At 45.8% G+C, this 19,269-nt stretch carries 15 protein-coding genes and 1 other RNA gene; 4 read left to right on the top strand and 12 right to left on the bottom strand.

Features of this window, described 5'->3' with window-relative positions:
- Positions 1 to 2 precede the first annotated feature (2 nt).
- The 9 genes from murD to rsmI form a co-directional block, all read right to left on the bottom strand.
- A complete protein-coding gene (murD, locus tag OH456_RS18805; protein ID WP_198558298.1) occupies positions 3 to 1,331 on the bottom strand; it encodes a UDP-N-acetylmuramoyl-L-alanine--D-glutamate ligase in 1,329 nt (442 codons plus the stop codon).
- A 23-nt stretch (positions 1,332 to 1,354) separates the two neighbouring features.
- Positions 1,355 to 2,437, bottom strand: coding sequence for a phospho-N-acetylmuramoyl-pentapeptide-transferase (gene mraY, locus OH456_RS18800; RefSeq protein ID WP_006072711.1), 1,083 nt, complete (start codon positions 2,435 to 2,437; stop codon positions 1,355 to 1,357).
- Positions 2,434 to 3,798 carry a UDP-N-acetylmuramoyl-tripeptide--D-alanyl-D-alanine ligase gene (locus OH456_RS18795; RefSeq protein WP_270034043.1) on the bottom strand — a complete coding sequence of 455 codons (1,365 nt, stop codon included), beginning with the start codon at positions 3,796 to 3,798 and terminating at the stop codon, positions 2,434 to 2,436. Before OH456_RS18795 ends, mraY begins: the two co-directional genes overlap by 4 nt.
- Positions 3,795 to 5,294 carry a UDP-N-acetylmuramoyl-L-alanyl-D-glutamate--2,6-diaminopimelate ligase gene (gene murE, locus OH456_RS18790; RefSeq protein WP_270034042.1) on the bottom strand — a complete coding sequence of 500 codons (1,500 nt, stop codon included), beginning with the start codon at positions 5,292 to 5,294 and terminating at the stop codon, positions 3,795 to 3,797. Before murE ends, OH456_RS18795 begins: the two co-directional genes overlap by 4 nt.
- Before the next feature lie 9 nt (positions 5,295 to 5,303).
- Entirely contained in the window at positions 5,304 to 7,040 is a 1,737-nt protein-coding gene (locus tag OH456_RS18785) for a peptidoglycan glycosyltransferase FtsI (RefSeq protein ID WP_006072706.1), read from the bottom strand.
- The gene (ftsL, locus tag OH456_RS18780; protein ID WP_006072704.1) at positions 7,037 to 7,357 is read right to left on the bottom strand and encodes a cell division protein FtsL; all 321 of its coding nucleotides are present in this window, start codon (positions 7,355 to 7,357) and stop codon (positions 7,037 to 7,039) included. Before ftsL ends, OH456_RS18785 begins: the two co-directional genes overlap by 4 nt.
- Positions 7,358 to 7,368: 11 nt before the next feature.
- Complete coding sequence (gene rsmH / locus OH456_RS18775) at positions 7,369 to 8,319, bottom strand: 16S rRNA (cytosine(1402)-N(4))-methyltransferase RsmH (protein WP_270034041.1); 951 nt, start codon at positions 8,317 to 8,319, stop codon at positions 7,369 to 7,371.
- Between the two features lie 153 nt (positions 8,320 to 8,472).
- An RNA gene (gene rnpB, locus OH456_RS18770) (RNase P RNA component class A) lies at positions 8,473 to 8,879 on the bottom strand.
- Positions 8,880 to 8,909: 30 nt separating this feature from the next.
- Entirely contained in the window at positions 8,910 to 9,773 is an 864-nt protein-coding gene (gene rsmI / locus OH456_RS18765) for a 16S rRNA (cytidine(1402)-2'-O)-methyltransferase (RefSeq protein WP_270034040.1), read from the bottom strand.
- Between the two features lie 62 nt (positions 9,774 to 9,835).
- Between rsmI and OH456_RS18760 the strand changes: the two genes are divergently transcribed.
- From OH456_RS18760 to OH456_RS18745, 4 genes are read left to right on the top strand one after another with little or no spacing between them, the layout of a single operon-like run.
- Entirely contained in the window at positions 9,836 to 11,740 is a 1,905-nt protein-coding gene (locus tag OH456_RS18760; RefSeq protein ID WP_235225328.1) for a penicillin-binding protein activator, read from the top strand.
- Positions 11,703 to 12,092 (top strand): YraN family protein, encoded by a 390-nt coding sequence (locus OH456_RS18755; protein ID WP_038224001.1) that lies wholly within the window; start codon positions 11,703 to 11,705, stop codon positions 12,090 to 12,092. Before OH456_RS18760 ends, OH456_RS18755 begins: the two co-directional genes overlap by 38 nt.
- Before the next feature lie 2 nt (positions 12,093 to 12,094).
- Positions 12,095 to 12,685 carry a phosphoheptose isomerase gene (locus OH456_RS18750; RefSeq protein WP_006072694.1) on the top strand — a complete coding sequence of 197 codons (591 nt, stop codon included), beginning with the start codon at positions 12,095 to 12,097 and terminating at the stop codon, positions 12,683 to 12,685.
- A gap of 10 nt (positions 12,686 to 12,695) precedes the next feature.
- Positions 12,696 to 13,394 (top strand): BON domain-containing protein, encoded by a 699-nt coding sequence (locus tag OH456_RS18745; protein ID WP_270034059.1) that lies wholly within the window; start codon positions 12,696 to 12,698, stop codon positions 13,392 to 13,394.
- Between the two features lie 67 nt (positions 13,395 to 13,461).
- Here the strand turns inward: OH456_RS18745 and ilvN are convergent, their stop codons facing one another.
- The 3 genes from ilvN to OH456_RS18730 all read right to left on the bottom strand — a co-directional run bounded on the left by ilvN (position 13,462) and on the right by OH456_RS18730 (position 19,268).
- Positions 13,462 to 13,956, bottom strand: coding sequence for an acetolactate synthase small subunit (ilvN, locus tag OH456_RS18740; protein ID WP_006072691.1), 495 nt, complete (start codon positions 13,954 to 13,956; stop codon positions 13,462 to 13,464).
- 1 nt (position 13,957) lies between these two features.
- On the bottom strand, positions 13,958 to 15,694 hold the full coding sequence (locus OH456_RS18735; protein WP_006072689.1) for an acetolactate synthase 3 large subunit: 1,737 nt from the start codon (positions 15,692 to 15,694) through the stop codon (positions 13,958 to 13,960).
- 424 nt (positions 15,695 to 16,118) lie between these two features.
- The gene (locus OH456_RS18730; protein WP_270034039.1) at positions 16,119 to 19,268 is read right to left on the bottom strand and encodes an efflux RND transporter permease subunit; all 3,150 of its coding nucleotides are present in this window, start codon (positions 19,266 to 19,268) and stop codon (positions 16,119 to 16,121) included.
- Between the last annotated feature and the right edge of the window lies 1 nt (position 19,269).

Raw genomic sequence — 19,269 nt, 5'->3', positions numbered from 1 at the left:
GTTTAACTAACTTGTTTTGAAAATTGCTGAGCCAGCTGGGTAAAGTCATCTCCACGAGCCATAAAATTGGCAAACTGATCAAAGCTTGCACAAGCTGGAGATAACATAACCATATCACCCTTTTGCAGTTCGGGTGTAATATCGGTTAGGACATTGTTGAGCGTGTCATATCGAACCGCCGATGGATGCAAGGCCATGAACTCCTCACCATCTCTCCCAAAACAGCACAACTTCACATTCAGCTCAGACAGTGGTTTGGCTAACTCAGAAAAGTCAGCGCCTTTGCCAACGCCACCTACCAAAAGATACAGTTTACCCTCTAAGGTTAAGCCAGATAACGCCGCAAGTGTGCTCGCCACGTTAGTAGCCTTGGAATCATTCACCCACTTGACGCCCTTTTCATCTGCAACCACTTGGCAACGATGACTCAAACCAGTGTACGCAGCCAAACACGCCAAACCTTTTCGGTAGTCGATACCGCTCAGTTTGAGCAATGCACAGGCCACCAGCGCATTGGACCAATTGTGCTTGCCAACCAAACGAAGTTGGTCGGTGGAAATAATGGTTTCATCGTTATCGACTAGCCAGACTTGTCCGTCGATTTCACGCATACCGAAGTCTTGCTCATTAAAACCAAACGTTGCTACAGGAAGCCCGCTCAGCTCAGGGGAAGTCTCTGGCTCATCACGATTCACCAAAGCATGTTCTGCATTGAAGAAAATACGTCGTTTCGCTTGTGCATAATCTTCCATCCCATGGTAGCGATCCATATGATCTTCGGACAGATTCAAAAATGTCGATACTTTGGTTTTTAGAGAATAGGTTGTTTCGAGTTGGAAGCTAGATAATTCTAGGACATACAAGTCGGCATTCAGTTCCAGCAAATCTAAAGCAGGAACACCAATATTACCGCCAACACCGACGTTGATACCCGCAGCTTTGGCCATTGCCCCTGTTAGGTCGGTCACTGTACTTTTACCGTTGGAGCCTGTAATAGCAATAACAGGCTTGGTAGTTGCCCACGCAAACAGTTCAATATCGCCAACAACGCGAATACCTTTTTCCAGTGCCTGCTGAATTTCTGGTGTTGCCAAAGCAATACCAGGGTTGCAAACAATCAGGTCTGCTTGATTCAACCACTCAGTATTAAAGCTTCCAGCATGCAGTTCTGCACCTTCTGGCAACTGCTCAGCACCGGGAGGGTTCTCCCGACTGTCCATCACACGAACAGTCACGTCAGGATGGTTTTTACTAACATGATTAACGACAGAGAGCCCGGTAATACCGAGCCCAACTACAACGACTTGCTTTATGTCTTGCCAAGAATCCATGAACTGATTGTCCTACTGCGTTTCTAACGTACTTTAAGAGTGGCTAATCCAATAAGAACTAGTACGATTGAAATAATCCAAAAACGAACAATAACACGTGGTTCCGGCCATCCTTTTAGCTCGTAGTGGTGGTGAATAGGCGCCATACGGAAAATACGCTGGCCACGCAGTTTGTATGAACCTACCTGAAGAATAACCGACAGCGTTTCCATTACGAATACACCGCCCATAATAACAAGCACAAACTCTTGACGAACCAACACCGCAATCACACCAAGTGCACCACCAAGTGCCAGTGAGCCAACATCACCCATAAACACTTGTGCTGGATACGTGTTAAACCAAAGGAAACCAAGGCCAGCACCAACCATTGCGGTACATACAACGACCAACTCTGAGGTATATGGGATATAAGGAATATGTAGGTAGTTAGCGAAGTTAACGTTGCCCGTAGCCCAAGCAATAACCGCAAAACCCGCCGCTACAAGTACTGTCGGCATAATAGCCAAGCCATCCAAACCATCCGTCAGGTTTACAGCGTTACTTGTGCCTACAATAACAAAATAGGTGAAGACGATATAAAACAGCCCCATCTGCGGCATTACGTCTTTGAAGAAAGGCACAACCAGCTGAGTTGCAGCCGTATCTTGTCCATGAGCATATAAAGCGAAAGCCACGAACAGAGCGATAACTGACTGCCAAAAATACTTCCAACGAGCAATCAAACCATCAGTGTTCTTACGGACAACTTTGCGATAATCGTCGACAAAACCCACTGCGCCGTAGCCAAGTAAAACAACCAATACAGCCCAAACATAAGGGTTGCTTAGGTCAGACCACAACAACACTGTTAATGTAATCGCAAACAAGATCATCACGCCGCCCATGGTTGGCGTTCCGCGCTTACTAAAGTGCGATTCAGGACCTTCGTTACGAACAACTTGACCGATTTGCAACATTTGCAGGCGAGCAATCATTTTAGGTCCCATCCATAAGGACAACCCTAAAGCGGTTAACACACTGACTATGGCTCTGAATGACAGGTATTCAAACAGTCGAAAAAAAGAAAAGTATGGCTGTAGTAATTCCGCAAGCCAAATAATCATGTGTAAGTCTCCTTCAGTGCATTAGCAATGGTGTACATGCCTGCACTTAGTGCCCCTTTCACCAATAAGGTATGAGAGGTCTGGTTTAGCTGTGTTAAATTGCGCTCGATATATTCAAGCATGCTGTCGTGACTCTGAAAATGCATACCACCACATAGGTCACTGATAATCTTCGCATCTTCACCATAGGTCAAAACATGTTCAAATGCGAAAGGAGCAGCATGTTGTCCGACTTCTTTGTGAAGTGCAAGACTTTCATGCCCCAATTCTGCCATATTACCCAGAATCAACCAGCGCTGCCCTTGCTTAAACTGTGCAAGCAAGTCAACCGCCGCTTTCATCGCAGGCACACTGGCGTTATAGCTGTCATCAATTAAGGTAATGTGCTCAGTAAGTTTTTCGACATCAACACGACGTTTAACCTTACTTAGCGATTGCAAACCTATTTTGATTTGCTCTAAGGTCGCACCACATTGAATCGCCAAAGCACTCGCAGCAACGGCATTCGCCACATTATGCTCACCTAGCAATGACAACTGCAGTTCGACATTGCCGATTGGTGTGTGCAGTGTAAATAACGGATAACCCTCTGATGACATCGCTATGTCAGAGCCATAAAAATCGGCGTTAGTGTTTTGTTTAGAGAACGTTATAAGGTTTTTATCTTGTAAAACTTCTGACCAAATCGACTCACCTTGACTATCGAGATTGATCAGCGCTGTCCCGTTGGCTGTAAGACCCTGGTAAATTTCACCTTTCGCAGTTTTCACGCCATCAAGAGAACCAAAGCCCTCTAGGTGCGCTTCTGCCACATTATTAACCATGGCAATATCAGGTTTCACCAGCGCCGTGGTGTAAGCAATCTCGCCAATATGATTCGCACCTAGTTCGATAACAGAAAAGTCATCTTGTGGTGTGCTGCGAAGTAATGTCAGTGGAACACCAATATCATTATTGAAGTTGCCAGCTGTGTATAGCACTTGTCCAAGGCCAGATAAGATACTCGCCACCATCTCTTTTACTGTGGTTTTGCCACAGCTACCAGTAATGGCAAGAGTTTTTGTCCCACAACGACGATGCACTTCAGCCCCTAATAAGCCAAGTGCAACTTTACTATCTGCTACGATAACCTGCGGAATATCAATATCCAGTTGACGTTCAACAATGAGTGCGGCGGCACCTTTATCAGCAGCTTGCTGGCAGAAATCGTGAGCATCAAAGCGCTCACCGACTAACGCAATAAACAGTGCTCCAGACTGAATCGCACGAGTATCTGTCGTGACTTTTTGGATTTGAACCTCACCGCCACTCTGCGTACCTTCAACAATATTGGCAATGTCAGATAGTGTTAATGCAATCATAATGTAAGTCCCAATAATGTTGCGGCCGATTCTCTGTCCGAGTAATGCACCGTTTCGGTGCCAATAACCTGATAGTCTTCGTGACCTTTACCAGCGAGTAAAATAATGTCCGATGCCCCAGCTTGGTTCATCGCCACCTGCGCCGCATCAAACCGTTTGTGTTCAACAATAGCAGCTTGCGGTTGGCTCATACCGGCCAACATATCTTCGACAATAGCAGCAGGGTCTTCACTTCGAGGATTATCATCACTAAGAATAACGTGGTCAGCTAAGCGTTCAGCGATCGCCGCCATCATTGGTCGTTTACCTTTATCTCTGTCACCACCGCAGCCGACAATCACCCAAAGTTTACCTTCACAATGTACTCGCAACGCCAACAGCGCTTTTTCAAGAGCATCGGGGGTGTGAGCATAATCGACAACTATTTTAGGTTTACTAGTGGTTTGGAATAGTTCCATTCTGCCAAGCACTGGTTGCAGTTTCGGCGCAGTTTGTTGCAGATGTTCGATATCAAAGCCGAGCGCTAATAACGACGCAAACGCCAGCATGAGATTGCTAGCGTTAAACTGACCAATCAGTGGGGCATGCAAATTGCCTTGCCCAAAGTAACCATCAAATTCAAGTGAGATTCCGCTATCGCTGTATTCTACTGTTGTTGCCCACAGCCCTCTTTTACCCTCTTGACGTCCTTCAACAGACACCGCGATGGCATCACTTCGTTCCGACAACCAACGGCGACCAACGACATCATCAATATTGAGAACCGCATGTTCGCAATGATGGCCGGTAAACAGGAGCTTCTTCGCGGCCTCGTATCCTTCCATTGTGCCGTGATAATCGAGATGATCACGGCTCAGATTGGTAAAAATACCCAGCTTAAATGGCACAGCGGCAACGCGACCTTGAACTAAGCCGTGAGAAGACACTTCCATCGCTGTATAGTGCGCACCTTGCTGATCTAACTTTGCTAAGATTCGCTGTACATCAATGGCATTGCCTGTGGTGTTTTTTGCCTCTTCAAGCTGATCTAAGAAGCCATTGCCCGTCGTGCCCATAATGGCGGCTTTATCACCGAGTAAATCAATCCATTGAGCAATAAGCTGGGTGATGGTGGTTTTGCCATTCGTCCCAGTTACACCAATGACTTGTTGCTGATATTGATATAGGCGTGCCGCGATGACAGAAAGCAGCGTATCGAGTTGGTAGAGATGGATAATTGGCACGTCACCAATATAGGTCACTTCACCATGCTTATGCTCACTGTCTGCTTGAGCCAGCACAGACGTAGCGCCTGCTTGCACTGCTCTTTCGATAAACAGACGGCCATCGACAGTATGACCAATGATAGCGACGAAGCTATCGCCTTGTTGAATAGCCCTGCTATCTAATTCCAAATTGGAAACGACTATGTCATCAAGTGACAAGTAGCTCACTGAGCCTTCCATTTCGCTAATCCAAGGTTTTAGCAGTTTTGCCAATGTCAAAGAGGTCAACATTGTTTTCACCTATTTTTGAAACTGATTTTCATCAGGCGCTACATTTAATATTTGCAGCGAGCCTTTCATAATTTCTGAGAATACTGGGCCAGCAACGGCACCACCATAGTACTGATCACCTTGTGGTTCGTTAATCACCACAACAAGTGCAATGCGAGGGTCACTCACAGGAGCAACACCCGACGTAATTGCCACGTATTCGTCACTATAGCCACCTGCTGCTGCTTTTCGTGATGTACCTGTTTTGGCTGCAACACGATATCCAGGAACGGCAGCACGCGTCGCTGTACCACCTGGTTGAGTTACCGCTTCTAGCATGTGTAATACTTCAACCGCGTAGTGATGATCTATGACCTGCTTCGATAAATCTTGCTGGTTATTCTCGATAATATGCACTGGTTGATACAACCCGCCATTACCTAATGTCGCATAGGCATGCGCTAATTGCAGTGGAGTAATCGAAATACCATAGCCAAAGGCAAGTGTAGCAATTTCAAATTGAGACCAACGGCGACGGTTAGGGAAAATACCGGTGGTTTCGCCGACTAAGTTCAACCCAGAAAGCTGGCCAAAACCGATCGAGCTATACATTCCCAATAGCTCTTGCAGTGGCATTTCCAACGCAAGTTTAGCCACACCGATGTTACTGGACTTTTGAAGAATCTTCGCCAAGTTAGCCTTACCAACTTTTGAAGTATCACGAACACGACTCCCACCAATTTGCATGATGCCATTACCGGTATCAATCACGGTATTTTCATCGGCTACACCCGCTTCTAAAGCGGCTAACACAACAAACGGTTTAACGGTCGAACCCGGTTCCATCGCATCGGTTATCACTCGGTTACGCATGGTAAAGGATTGACGAGAGGAGCGATTATTAGGATTGTATGATGGTGCATTGACCATAGCCAACACACCGCCAGTCTTCACATCGATAATCACTGCACTGCCTGAGGTTGCGCGGTAATCAGCAACGGCTTGTTTTACTGCGCGATAAGCAATCGCTTGCAAACGCTGGTCAATAGTAAGTTCGAGCGGCTTACCTTCTTCGCGCTCCTCTAGAGAGATATTTTCTACGACTCGACCATAACGGTCTTTACGAATAATGCGTTTACCCGCCTCACCTGTCAGCCATTTATCATAGCTTCGTTCCACCCCTTCGAGACCATGACCATCAATGCCAGTGACCCCAACTAAGTGCGCGCTGACTTCACCAGCAGGGTAATAGCGGCGAGATTCAGCTTTCAGTCCAACTCCCGAGAGTTTTAACTCTTTGATGTACTTTGCCATGGCTGGGCTGACTTGGCGTTGCAGATAGATAAAGCGGCGAGTTTTGTTTTTCTCAATCTTATTGATAAGGGCCTGTCGGTCAAGACCAAGTACATCCGCTAGGGCATGCCAACGGTCAAGTTTTGCCAAACCATTATCTTTAAATATCGTAGCAGGATCTGCCCATACCGCTTGAACTGGAACACTGACCGCCAAGGGCTCGCCATTGCGATCTGAAATAATGCCGCGGGCAGAGGGAAGTGCTTTAACGCGAACCGAACGTAAATCGCCTTGCTTGATTAAGTTATCCGGTTCGATAACTTGGATATAGCCGATTCTGGCTACCAGTGCAGTGAAGATTAATAACACACAACCTAAGATGAGACGAAAGCGCCATGCAATCAACGTTGGAGCTTCCGCAGTTTGTGTACTTTTCTTCTTGTTGGAGGGTTTTACAACTTTTTTGCCTTTCATTTCAGGGAAACCACTACTTCCTTGTCAGCATCAGGACGCTTCATATCCAGTTCTTGCTTTGCCATCGCTTGGACTCGACTATGTTCAGACAACGCATTTTCTTCAAGAAGTAAGTTGCGCCATTCATTATCAAGCCTTTCACGCTCTTGGAGCGCCACATCTTTTTGGTTAATTGCCTGGCGAGTATGGTGAGTAGCAAAGACGACCCCCATCGCTGACGCGAATATTAATAGCAATACCATTAAAGGTACTCGACCCACCGTTATGATATCTATTCCGATGAGTTTGGCTAAGTTGTGTTTTGGCTCGTTAGACATCCACTTGTCCGCTACAGTTTTTCTGCAACTCGAAGTACAGAGCTGCGTGATCGCGTGTTCATTTCAACTTCTTGATCGGATGGTTTAAGTGCTTTACCAATTGTTTTTAGATTTGCACTCCCCAAGGCAAGAATTTGATCTTCCGTCATCGGAATACCGTGAGGCACTTGAGGGCCTCTACTTTCTTTCCGCATAAAACGCTTTACCATGCGATCTTCCAACGAGTGGAAACTGATCACAGATAAACGACCTTCTGGTGCTAGAATGCTTGCAGCTCCTTTTAGAGCAGTATCGATCTCTTCAAGTTCACTGTTGATATAGATACGAAACGCTTGGAATGAACGTGTCGCTGGGTGCTTCTTCTCTTTGAAGCTTTTTGGTGCCGCGTCAGAAATTAACTTCGCTAGTTGGCCTGTGCGAGTAAGTGGCTCTTTCTCTTCATCTTCACGATGAGCAACAATCGCTTTAGCGATTCGACGAGCGTGCTTATCTTCACCAAATTCACGAATAACCCAAGTGATATCATCTAGCTCAGCCTGAGCCAACCACTCAGAAACCGGCATGCCTGATGTTGGGTCCATGCGCATATCCAGTGGGCCATCTTTCATAAAGCTAAAACCACGTTCCGCATCATCCAATTGTGGTGAAGAGACACCTAAGTCCAGCAATACACCGTCAACTTTACCAACTAAATCATAGCGTTCCGCATATTCTGCCATACCAGAAAACGGGCCGTGAATAATGGTGAATCGTGGGTCATCGATTTTACCCGCTTCTTCAATCGCTTGAGGATCTCGGTCAATACTATAAAGGCGACCATTTTCACCCAATTGTGAAAGAATTTGACGACTGTGACCACCACGTCCAAACGTCCCATCGATATAGATACCGTCAGGTTTAATGGCTAAGCCATCGATAGATTCATGAAGTAGTACCGAAATGTGTTGGAATGATTCGCTCATTGGTGATCTCGAGAGTTGCTAAAGGCAAAGTAGACAAGTGTACTGATTTCCTTCAGTAACGTCATCTGGTTAAGTTCAGCCTAACGTAAAGATAGGTGATAAAAAAGCAAAAAACCCATCACAAAATCAATTTGTAATGGGTTTTTTTATAATAGGTGAAGTTGACCTGTACGCCGGGTTCTGTATCCGCCGAAGCGGTGATAGCCATTCGTCTAGGCCAGCAATCGCTCACTGGCTCGAGCAACCTACCCGCCTCCATACGCGAGCAACGCAATGTGGAAGCCTATTTGGTCTTGCTCCGGGTGGAGTTTACCTTGCAACGAACTGTTACCAGTCGTCCGGTGCGCTCTTACCGCACCCTTTCACCCTTACCTGTGCTCCTTCCGAAGAAATGGAGCCATCGGCGGTCTTCTCTCTGCTGCACTTGTCGTGGGCTCACGCCCCCCAGGCGTTACCTGGCACCCTGCTCTGTGGAGCCCGGACGTTCCTCCCCTCCGTCAGTCTCCCCCAAGACAAGCTCAAGGGGACGTCAACGAAGCAGCGACTATCCAGTCAACTTCAGGGCGCGGATTGTAGCGGAGCGCGAGCAATTACTCAAGGTTTTCTAAACCCCATTTGTACAATGCGTTCTTTTTCAGGTTATAAATCTCTGCCGTTGCTGCCGCAGCTTTCTTCAATGGTAGCTCTTTAACTAAGATAGTTAAGGTTCGAGTAGCCTCGTCAGGTAGCGTGTCCGTCACGGGTTCGCGGTATCCATGAATTAATAAAACCATCTCACCGCGCTTGCGGTTTTCGTCTTCTTCAATCCACTCAACCAATTCACCTAATGGCAGGCCCTGTATGGTTTCGTAAGTCTTTGTCAGCTCACGTGCTAATACAACTTCACGCTCCGGACCAAGAACCTCAAGCATATCTGCCAACGACTCAGTGATTCGATGTGGTGACTCATAGAAAATACAGGTACGCTCTGCCTTAGCAATTTCCATAAACTTGTCTTTACGACCTTTGCTTTTTGCTGGCAAGAAACCTTCAAAGCTAAATCGATCAGATGGCAGACCTGAGGCGCTCAAGGCAGTTATTACGGCACACGCACCAGGTAATGGCACAACTTTAACGCCCGCTTGACGACATTGAGACACTAAATGGTACCCTGGATCGCTGATCAGTGGCGTACCCGCATCAGAAACCAATGCGATGGATTCGCCCGCTAACAATTTATCGACTAAAACTTGTGCTTTTTGCTGCTCATTGTGATCATGGAGCGCAAATGTCCTAGTTTGAATATTGAAGTGCGATAAAAGTTTACCCGTATGACGAGTATCTTCAGCAGCAATAATATTGACGCTGTTTAAGACATCGAGCGCTCTTTGTGTGATATCACCGAGATTTCCAATAGGAGTCGGTACAATAAAGAGCGTTGGTTGCTCAATATAAGTGGTTTTGTTGCTTGTCATTTGTTTACCAGCACTTCAACGATTAATATAATGATTTTACACGAATAGTGATTAAAGAGCTCATGGCAATGATGAACCCAAAGAGAAATAGTGTAACACGCCTACTGACTCCAATTGCATTGGCTTTGTCCATTGCCGCTTGTTCTACTCAGCCAAGCGCCCCAACGAGTGTTGATATCACCCTTGCTCCAACCGCATCTTCTGAAACGTACTTAATGCGTGCCGATGCCGATCAAGGTGGTTTTGCTAATGAATGGCTAATTCTAGCGTTCAAAGCATCGATTCAAGAAGGCAACTACGAACAAGCTAAGCGACTTTCTAATCGTCTAGCCAAACAAAACCTAACCGTTATTCAGCAAGCAGAATGGCAATTAGCTCGTGCCGAGCTTAACCTAGCGCAAGGTAATGCACAGGATGCATATCTACAACTGAACTTCCCAGCGGAATGGCCTCTTGCCCAACAGCAATGGCAACGCTACTACGAGTTAAGAGCGCAAAGTCTGGCTCAATTAGGCCGCTACTTTGAAGCGAGCCGAGAGTTGATTGCCATGTCAGGTTTCGCACCACGCGAAGAGCAGCAAGGCATCAATGATGAGATTTGGAATAACCTCAACCAGTATTCTGCTGAGCAGCTCTCAACCCTAGTCGCAGAACCTAAAGAAGAAGTTCTTGATGGCTGGTTACAGCTTGCAACTTATATGAAAGCACTAGGTGGTAGCCTTCCACAGCTACAAAATACCTTAAAGAACTGGTTGGCCGAGAACCCGGACCATCCCGCTGCTGAATACACCCCACAAAGTATCTTAGACATTTTAAGTTTAGAGATCACGACGCCTCACAGCACTGCACTGCTGCTTCCATTAACGGGCAAATATGCGAAACAAGCGCAGCTGGTTCGTGATGGGTTTATGATGGCAATGATGGACGATGAGCAACGCGACCCAGAGGCAATTTTTACCGTTATCGATACTAATGAAACGGCTCCAGCAGATATCAAAGCACAACTAATTGCCAATGAAGTGGACTTCATTGTTGGTCCACTTATCAAAGAAAACGTTGAGAAGCTGCAACAAGCACAAAAACAATCTGAAACGCCAATTCCAGCACTTGCACTCAATATTCCTAGCGAGTTAGAACCATCACAAATGATGTGTTACCTAACGCTTTCCCCAGAGCAAGAAGTAGCGCAAGCCGCCGCTCATCTTTCTGAAGGTAACTATGAGTATCCTCTGGTCCTAGCACCAAGAGGCAACCTCGGTGACCGCGTAGTGAAAGCATTTGAAGAAGAATGGGCGAAAGTCAGTGACAACAAAGTGGCTATTGCACAATATGGAAATCGCGCTCAGCTGCAAAAAACCATCAATAATGTATTCGGTCTTCAGCAAAGTCAGCAACGCATCGCCCAAATGGAAGCGTTGACAGGCATGAAGCTAGAGAATCAACCACGTAGCCGTCGCGATATTGACTCTGTTTATATCGTTGCCAATAGTGCAGACCTGACGTTGATCAAACCGTTTATTGAAGTGGCGATTAACCCAGATGCGAAGCAACCTCAGTTGTTTGCTGATTCACACAGCCACACTAGTAAACGTCAATACGAGGATCTCACTGGCGTAGTCTACAGTGATATCCCTCTGCTGATTGACCAAGATCCTCAGCTTGACGCACAAATGACCAAGTTCTGGCCGAAGAGCTCGAATGCAGAGAAACGTCTGCAAGCATTGGGAATGGATGCTTACTCATTAACTAAAGAGTTACCGCAGTTAAAAGCCGTTCAAGGTTATTCTGTAGATGGCCAAACTGGCACATTGAGCGTTGATTCTGACTGTGTTGTACAGCGCCAAATTTCGTGGGGTGTATATGGTCAAAAGCCGACTCAAGTAACGGAAGCTTCTGAGACACAAGCGCCTAACACGGAAGAAGGTACGGATGGCACTGCTACCGTGGAACAACCGATCAGCCAATAAAAGAGCGGTTGGCAAAAACTACGAAATTCTCGCTAAGGACTATCTAGGTCGACAAGGCCTGGTAGCCTTAGCGGAGAATTACACCGCTAAATGCGGTGAGTTGGACCTCATCATGCAAGACGGTTCCACTCTTGTCTTTGTCGAGGTAAAGTATCGTCAAAGCACTCAGTATGGCTTAGCTCAAGAGATGGTGACGCCCTCTAAAGCACGAAAGCTTCAAAAAGCCGCCACCCTTTGGTTGCTGCAAAACGGCTTATCGCCTTACGATACTGATTTTCGATTCGATGTCGTTGCCATTCATCAGCAAGGCAATGACATTAACTGGATAAAGAACGCGATCACTCAAGGATAACCATGCGCGATAGCATTAAAGAAAGTTTCACTGAAAGTATTCAAATTCAAATTGCGGCTGCAGAAGCGCTTCCTGACGTTATTACCCACGCAGCACAAGCCATGGTAGCAACACTACTCAACGGTCACAGAATTCTTTGCTGTGGTAATGGCGGCTCAGCTTCCAACGCCCAACAGTTTGTCTCTTGTTTACTGAACCGCTTCGAAACTGAACGTCCCAGCTTACCCGCTATGACTCTAACTGCCGATAGCACCACTATGACGGCAGTAGCAAACGACTATAACTTTGAAGATATCTTTGCCAAGCAAGTACGCGCCTTTGGTCAGGCTGGAGATATATTGCTTGCGATTTCTACCAGTGGTAACAGTAAAAACGTCATCAAAGCTATGGAAGCAGCAGTAACTAGAGATATGACCATCATCGCCTTTACTGGTAAGGACGGCGGCGAAATGGCAGGTCTGCTGGGTGAGAATGATGTTGAAATCCGTATCCCATCTCACAGAACCGCACGCATTCATGAGGTGCATATGGTAACTCTGCATTGCTTATGCGATCTTATTGACCAAGTTCTGTTCCCTTCCCACGAAGAGTAATACCATGAAGATGTACAAAGTTCTGACTTTGCTATTGGTTAGCATCATGTTGTCTGGATGTGCGGGCTTGTTTGTCGCTGGCGCTGCAACCACTGTCAATTTAGTGACTGATACTCGAACCACAAAAGAAATTTGGAACGATAACTCATTAGAATCCGAAGTTGCGGGGATGAGTAATAAAGCCCCCTACGTAGGCCAAGTACGCGTGGTTGCAAGTTCTCAACGCGGTACCGTGGTTCTGATGGGACAAGCTAAGACTCAAGCACTAAGCAACCAACTTGAAGCGCAAGTCAAAGGCTTAAAAGGTGTTAAACGAGTTTATAACCAAATTCGAATTAAAGATCCGATCAGCTTCACGAGTGTCAGTAATGACAGTTGGTTAACGACAAAAGTGAAATCAGCGTTGCTGACCGATGAGCGCCTTAACGGTGTAAAAGTTAAAGTCATCACTGAAAACAAAGAAGTGTTCTTACTCGGTTATGTTTCTAAAGAGCATGCAGATGTTGCCACTGAAATCGCTCGTAACGTCTCTGGGGTAAACCAAGTTATTCGTGCTTTCCAATTTAGTGAGCAGCAAGACAAACTCAATACCGAGGCTCCAGTAGAAGAAACAAAACAGCCAGAAGCTCAGGTTAAAAATGCCGAACCTGAAGAAGAAATGAGACCAATTATTGAAGAGCCTGCACCTTTTCATGAAATAGAAGGTTAAAGTCCTTTTAAACGTAAAAAGCGAGCTTGGTGCTCGCTTTTTTAATATCTGTGGTTAGTCTTTAACTCTATGGTTTAAGTGCTCGCTCACCACGAGCAATACCTACGATACCACTTCGTGCAACTTCCACCACATCAGTCACTTCAGAAAGTGCTGAAACAAACGCATCCAACTTCTCTGCGGTGCCCGCGAGTTGCACGGTATACTGAGAAGCCGTCACATCAACAATCTGACCACGGAAAATATCTGCAGTACGCTTTACTTCCGCACGAGCGAAACCACTGGCTTTTACTTTCACCATCATCAGCTCACGCTCAATATGGTCAAACTCAGTTACTTCTTGAACCTTTAGAACATCAATAAGTTTGTGGAGCTGCTTTTGAATCTGTTCAAGTTCCATTTCGTCTGACTCAGTCGTGATGTTAAGACGAGACAGAGTTTCATCATCCGTTGGTGATACGTTGAGTGACTCGATGTTATAACCACGTTGAGAGAACAAACCTACCACTCGAGAAAGTGCACCCGGTTGGTTTTCCATTAGTAGTGAAATGATATGTCTCATATTATGTTCTCTCCGTTTTGCTTAGCCACATCTTATCCATGCCTTCCCCTTTAATTTGCATTGGGTAAACATGTTCTGTTTCATCAACATTGATATCGACAAACACTAAGCGATCTTTCATTTCTAGCGCTTTCTTCAAACCAGACTCAAGCTCGCTTGGGTTGGAGATTCGAATCCCAACATGGCCGTAAGCTTCTGCAATCGCAGCAAAGTCAGGAACAGAGTCCATATATGAGTTTGAGTGACGACCTTGATAAATCATGTCTTGCCACTGTTTTACCATTCCTAAGAAACGGTTGTTTAGGTTAATGATCTTAACTGGCACATCGTATTGCATCGCCGTCGACAGCTCTTGAATATTCATTTGAATACTGCCGTCACCGGTGACACACACCACTTCCTCATCGGGATGCGCAAATTTCACGCCCATGGCTGCAGGGAAGCCAAAGCCCATGGTCCCTAGACCACCAGAGTTGATCCAACGACGAGGTTTGTTGAATGGGTAATAAAGCGCTGCAAACATTTGGTGCTGGCCAACATCCGACGCGACATACGCATCACCGCCAGTCAGTTTGTGCAGCACTTCAATAACTTGTTGTGGTTTAATGCGTTCTTCTGAGGTCTCATAACCTAAGCAGTTGCGCGCTCGCCATCCTGCAATGTCATCCCACCAAGCATTAAGCGCTGCTTCATCATTAGTTCCGCCTTGCTCCACAAGCAATCTAAGCATGGTCTCAAGCACCACATCTGCAGAGCCTACAATCGGCAGGTCAGCACGAACGTTTTTAGAAATCGACGATGGATCGATATCGATGTGAACCACTTTGGCATTAGGGCAGTACTTATCAAGGTTGTTAGTTGTACGATCGTCAAAACGTACACCTACACCAAAAATCAGATCAGCATTATGCATTGCCAAGTTCGCTTCGTAGGTGCCGTGCATACCCAGCATACCTAGTGCATTTTTGTGAGTACCAGGGAACGCGCCTAGCCCCATCAAAGTACTAATAACAGGTAAGTTAAGCGTTTCAGCTAGCTTAATGATATGCTGGTCGGCTTCTGACATCACCGCACCACCACCGACATAAAGCACCGGTTTCTTCGCTTCTAGAATCGCTTTTAGTGCTTTTTTGATTTGTCCTTTATGACCCGTCATTGTCGGGTTGTAAGAGCGCATCTTAATCGTTTCCGGATACTCGTAAGGAAACTTAATTTGCGGATTCATGACATCTTTTGGAACATCAACAACAACTGGACCTGGACGACCTGAAGAGGCGATATAGAACGCTTTCTTTAATGTTTCAGGTACATCTTCTGCACGTTGTACTAGAAAGCTGTGTTTGACCACCGGACGTGAAACACCCACCATGTCACACTCTTGGAATGCGTCATTACCAATCAGGTTATTTGGTACGTTACCAGAGATAACGACCATAGGGATAGAGTCCATGTATGCGGTTGCAATACCAGTAATCGTATTGGTTGCACCAGGACCAGAACACACTAATACAACACCAGGTTTACCGGTTGCACGTGCGTAGCCATCAGCCATATGGGTCGCAGCTTGTTCGTGACGAACGAGTACGTGTTGAATGTTTTCGCGCTTTTCATGCAGCGCATCGTAGATATCGAGAACGGAACCACCTGGGTAGCCAAAGATTTGTTGAACACCTTCGTCAATCAAAGATTGTACGATCATCTCTGCACCAGATAGCATTTCTGGGGTTGAATCTGCCATATTGTCTCCTTACCAGTTATCGCAGCAATTTGGTTATTGCTGAGCTGGCATTACATAGTTAGGTCTTATTCGTAGCCTAAATCGAAATTACTCACTTTCGGCTATGTCACGCCTAGCTTGTCATAACAAGCCATTCGTTTACGCAACAACTTTAACTCTTTCTTAGCACAAGATCTAACCCTATCAAGTTCTCAAAAAACACACTCCACTTTTAATGAGTCGTTTTGCAAACATTTGTTACAAGCTTGAACCACTAGCCAAACGATCAACAAGGACATCAATGAAAATTCAGTATTAAATTCTTTCAAATAACCCTAAAAACCGCGCAAACCTATCGTTGAGTTGGATAATTCACAATAAAGATATCTGCAGAAAAAACAAAAGCCTCCCAAAGGAGGCTTTTGTTTTTGAAGGCTCTATCTTTTTAAGCCGCTTTTGCTGGAGGCTTTCTCTTACTAAAGCGCCAACGCTTGAAGATGGATGGTTTAGATTGCTTCTCTTCTCGCTTCCCTAACATTAACAAACAAGGAGTTAATACTAATGTCAATACTGTCGCGAATGCCAAACCACCAGCGATAGCTGTTGCTAACTGCGACCACCACTGAGTGCTCGGAGCCCCAAACTCTATTTTTTGGTTAATGATGTCGACATTCATCTCCAGCACCATTGGCATAAGGCCAAGTATGGTCGTTACTGTAGTCAATAAGACGGGACGCAAACGCTGCACTCCGGTTCTCAATATGGCATCTCGCTTGTCTAATCCTCGTTTTAGCAGTTGGTTATATGTGTCGATAAGCACGATGTTATTGTTCACGACGATCCCAGCTAAAGCGATAACCCCAATTCCCGACATGATAATGCCAAATGGTCGCTGGAAAATAAGCAGACCTGCAAATACCCCCACTGTCGAGAATATAACGGCACTTAAGATAAGGAAGGCTTGATAGAAACTATTAAACTGAGTTATCAGAATCAATGCCATCACCGCTAGTGCAACCAAAAACGCACTTTGCAGGAAATCAGATGAGTTCTTCTGTTCTTCGTTTTGACCACGAATTCTATAATCGATACCGGCTGGTAAATCGATATTACTCAGTTGCTGCTGAAACCCTGGCAGTTCGACCGCGAGGTTATACCCTTCAGCCATATCAGCCTTAACACTAATAATACGAACGCCATCTAAACGGTTGATCGTATCTTGTTTAGGCTGAGGAGTTATCTCTGCAAAGTTGGTAATAGGCACCAATCCCGCTGGGGTTTTGATACGGAGCTCATCAAATCGGCCAATATCTCGTTTGTCACTTGGGAATCGAACGAGAATATCCACCTCCTCCGTCGAGTCGTCAGGCAAATAGTCGCCAATTTTCAATCCATTAGTGACAAACTGTACCGTATTTCCAACCAAAGTCGCATCTGCAGCAAACCGTGATGCATCATCGCGACTGATATCAATTTGCCAATCAATACCCGGCTTATTCGAGGTATCACTGATATTGGTCAGCTTAGAGTTACCATCAGCCCAGCGACGTATCATTTTAGCGGCTTCATCGAGCTTTTCTGGGAAACGCGCTGAGAGCTCAATTTCTAGATCGTGTTCAACAGGCGGTCCAGCATCTGGGAATTTGTACTCGATTTCGACACCAGCAAACTGATCCGTGGTCTGCTTTAGCTCTTCGATAATAACATTCACACGGCGACGATCTTGCCAATCAACCGGAGTGATCTGAATCGTACCAATTTCATCCTTACCACCGGTTTTGGTATAGACGCTCTCAAATTCTTTGTGGTTAAACATTACCTGTTCCACCACTCTCATCACTTCATCTTTCTCCTTGATCGATAAGTCACCGTGAGAACGCACTTTTACATTGAAGTAAGGAGGATCTACCTCAGGGAAGAACTCGGCACCTAGACCCGCTTTGTTGTAGGCGAACCCGACCCCTATCGCCATCAAAATCGCCAACAACAGTATTTTCAATGGGTGACCGATGGCAATATCTAGTGTGTGGTAATATAGCTTAGTGATACCGGTTGCTTGATCAAATTCACCGTTATGTAACGCAACCATCTGTTGCTGGCGCTTCTGTGAAACATACTGAGGCTTGCCAATCAAACCACCGATCACAGGTACGAACAACAGTGCCATGACAAGCGATGCAGTGAGGGTTGCGATAAGAGTCAACGGTAGGAATTTCATAAATTCGCCGGTGGTGTCCGGCCAGAATAATAGCGGCGCAAAAGCTGCTAGCGTAGTGGCCGTTGAGGCTGTAATTGGCCAAGCCATTCGCCTTGCAGCATCTCGATAAGCTTGTTTACGAGGGGTACCCTCTTGCATTCGACGGTCAGCAAACTCCGTTACAACAATGGCCCCATCAACCAGCATCCCCACAGCCATGATTAGTGAGAACAGCACGATAATATTGACCGTTAAACCAAATACTGAGAGCACCAATAAGCCCGTTAGGAAAGAGCCGGGAATTGATATCCCTACCAACAAGGCCGTGCGTACACCAAGAATAGCAATAATGACGATCACTACTAAAATGATGGCCGAAAGAATATTGTTTTGGAGATCATTAAGCATGATCTTTACGTCTTTCGATTCATCTTTGGTGAATTTCACCAGAAGGTTATTTGGCCACTCCGGTAGCATTTGCGCTTGGCGTAATACCTCTTTAACGAGATCTACCGTTTCAATAATGTTCTCACCCGAGCGTTTTTTGACATCAAGTACCACTGCCGAACGACCATCTAAACGAGCAAAGCTGTCAGGATCTCTAAATGCGCGGCGCACTGTCGCCACATCACCAAAAGTAATCACCTGTTTGCCATCGACCTTAACTGGTAGCTCCAATACATCTTTCAAGCTATCAAATACGGAAGGAACTTTAACGGAAAAACGTCCATATCCAGTATCGACAAAACCCGCAGCCACCACCTTATTGTTCAATGCGATTAAATTGTAGATATCGCCCTGATCTAAGCCATAGCTTTCCATCAACAATGGATCGACAACGATTTCAACGATGTCTTCACGGTCACCCGCGATATCCACTTCAAGGATCTGCCTATAGCTCTCCAACTTATCCCGCAATTGGCGAGCGAGTTGAACAATTGTGCGCTCTGGAACAGTACCGTAAAGAACGACTGATAACACAGGTTGCTCAGAGGCAAGGGTTACTTCGTTTACCGTCGGTTCATCACTGCCATCAGGCAGTTTAGGTTTCGCTAAATCCACCGCATCTCTGACATCGGCCATCGCTTTGGCTAGATCGACACCTACGTTAAATTCCAACGTCACTGAGCCATGTCCTTCTGAAGCCGTTGCCGTCATCTCTTTCACTCCCTCTACGGAGCGCATCTCTTTTTCAAGAGGACGAACTAATAGTCGTTCACTGTCAGTAGGAGAAATACCTTGGTGGCTAACAGAAACATAAATGATTGGAATGGTAATGTCGGGGCTCGACTCTTTTGGTATCGAGTTATAAGTCGCAATACCAGCAATCAAAATTAGAACCAGTAAACTCAACATGGTTCTGGAGCGAGACAGCGCCGCATCAATTAATGCAAACATA

The sequence above is a fragment of the Vibrio sp. La 4.2.2 genome (assembly GCF_027586995.1).
Taxonomy (GTDB): Bacteria; Pseudomonadota; Gammaproteobacteria; order Enterobacterales; family Vibrionaceae; genus Vibrio; species Vibrio mediterranei.
The sequence above is the reverse complement of the archived record's forward strand: the minus strand, read 5'-3'. Positions and strand labels throughout refer to the sequence as shown.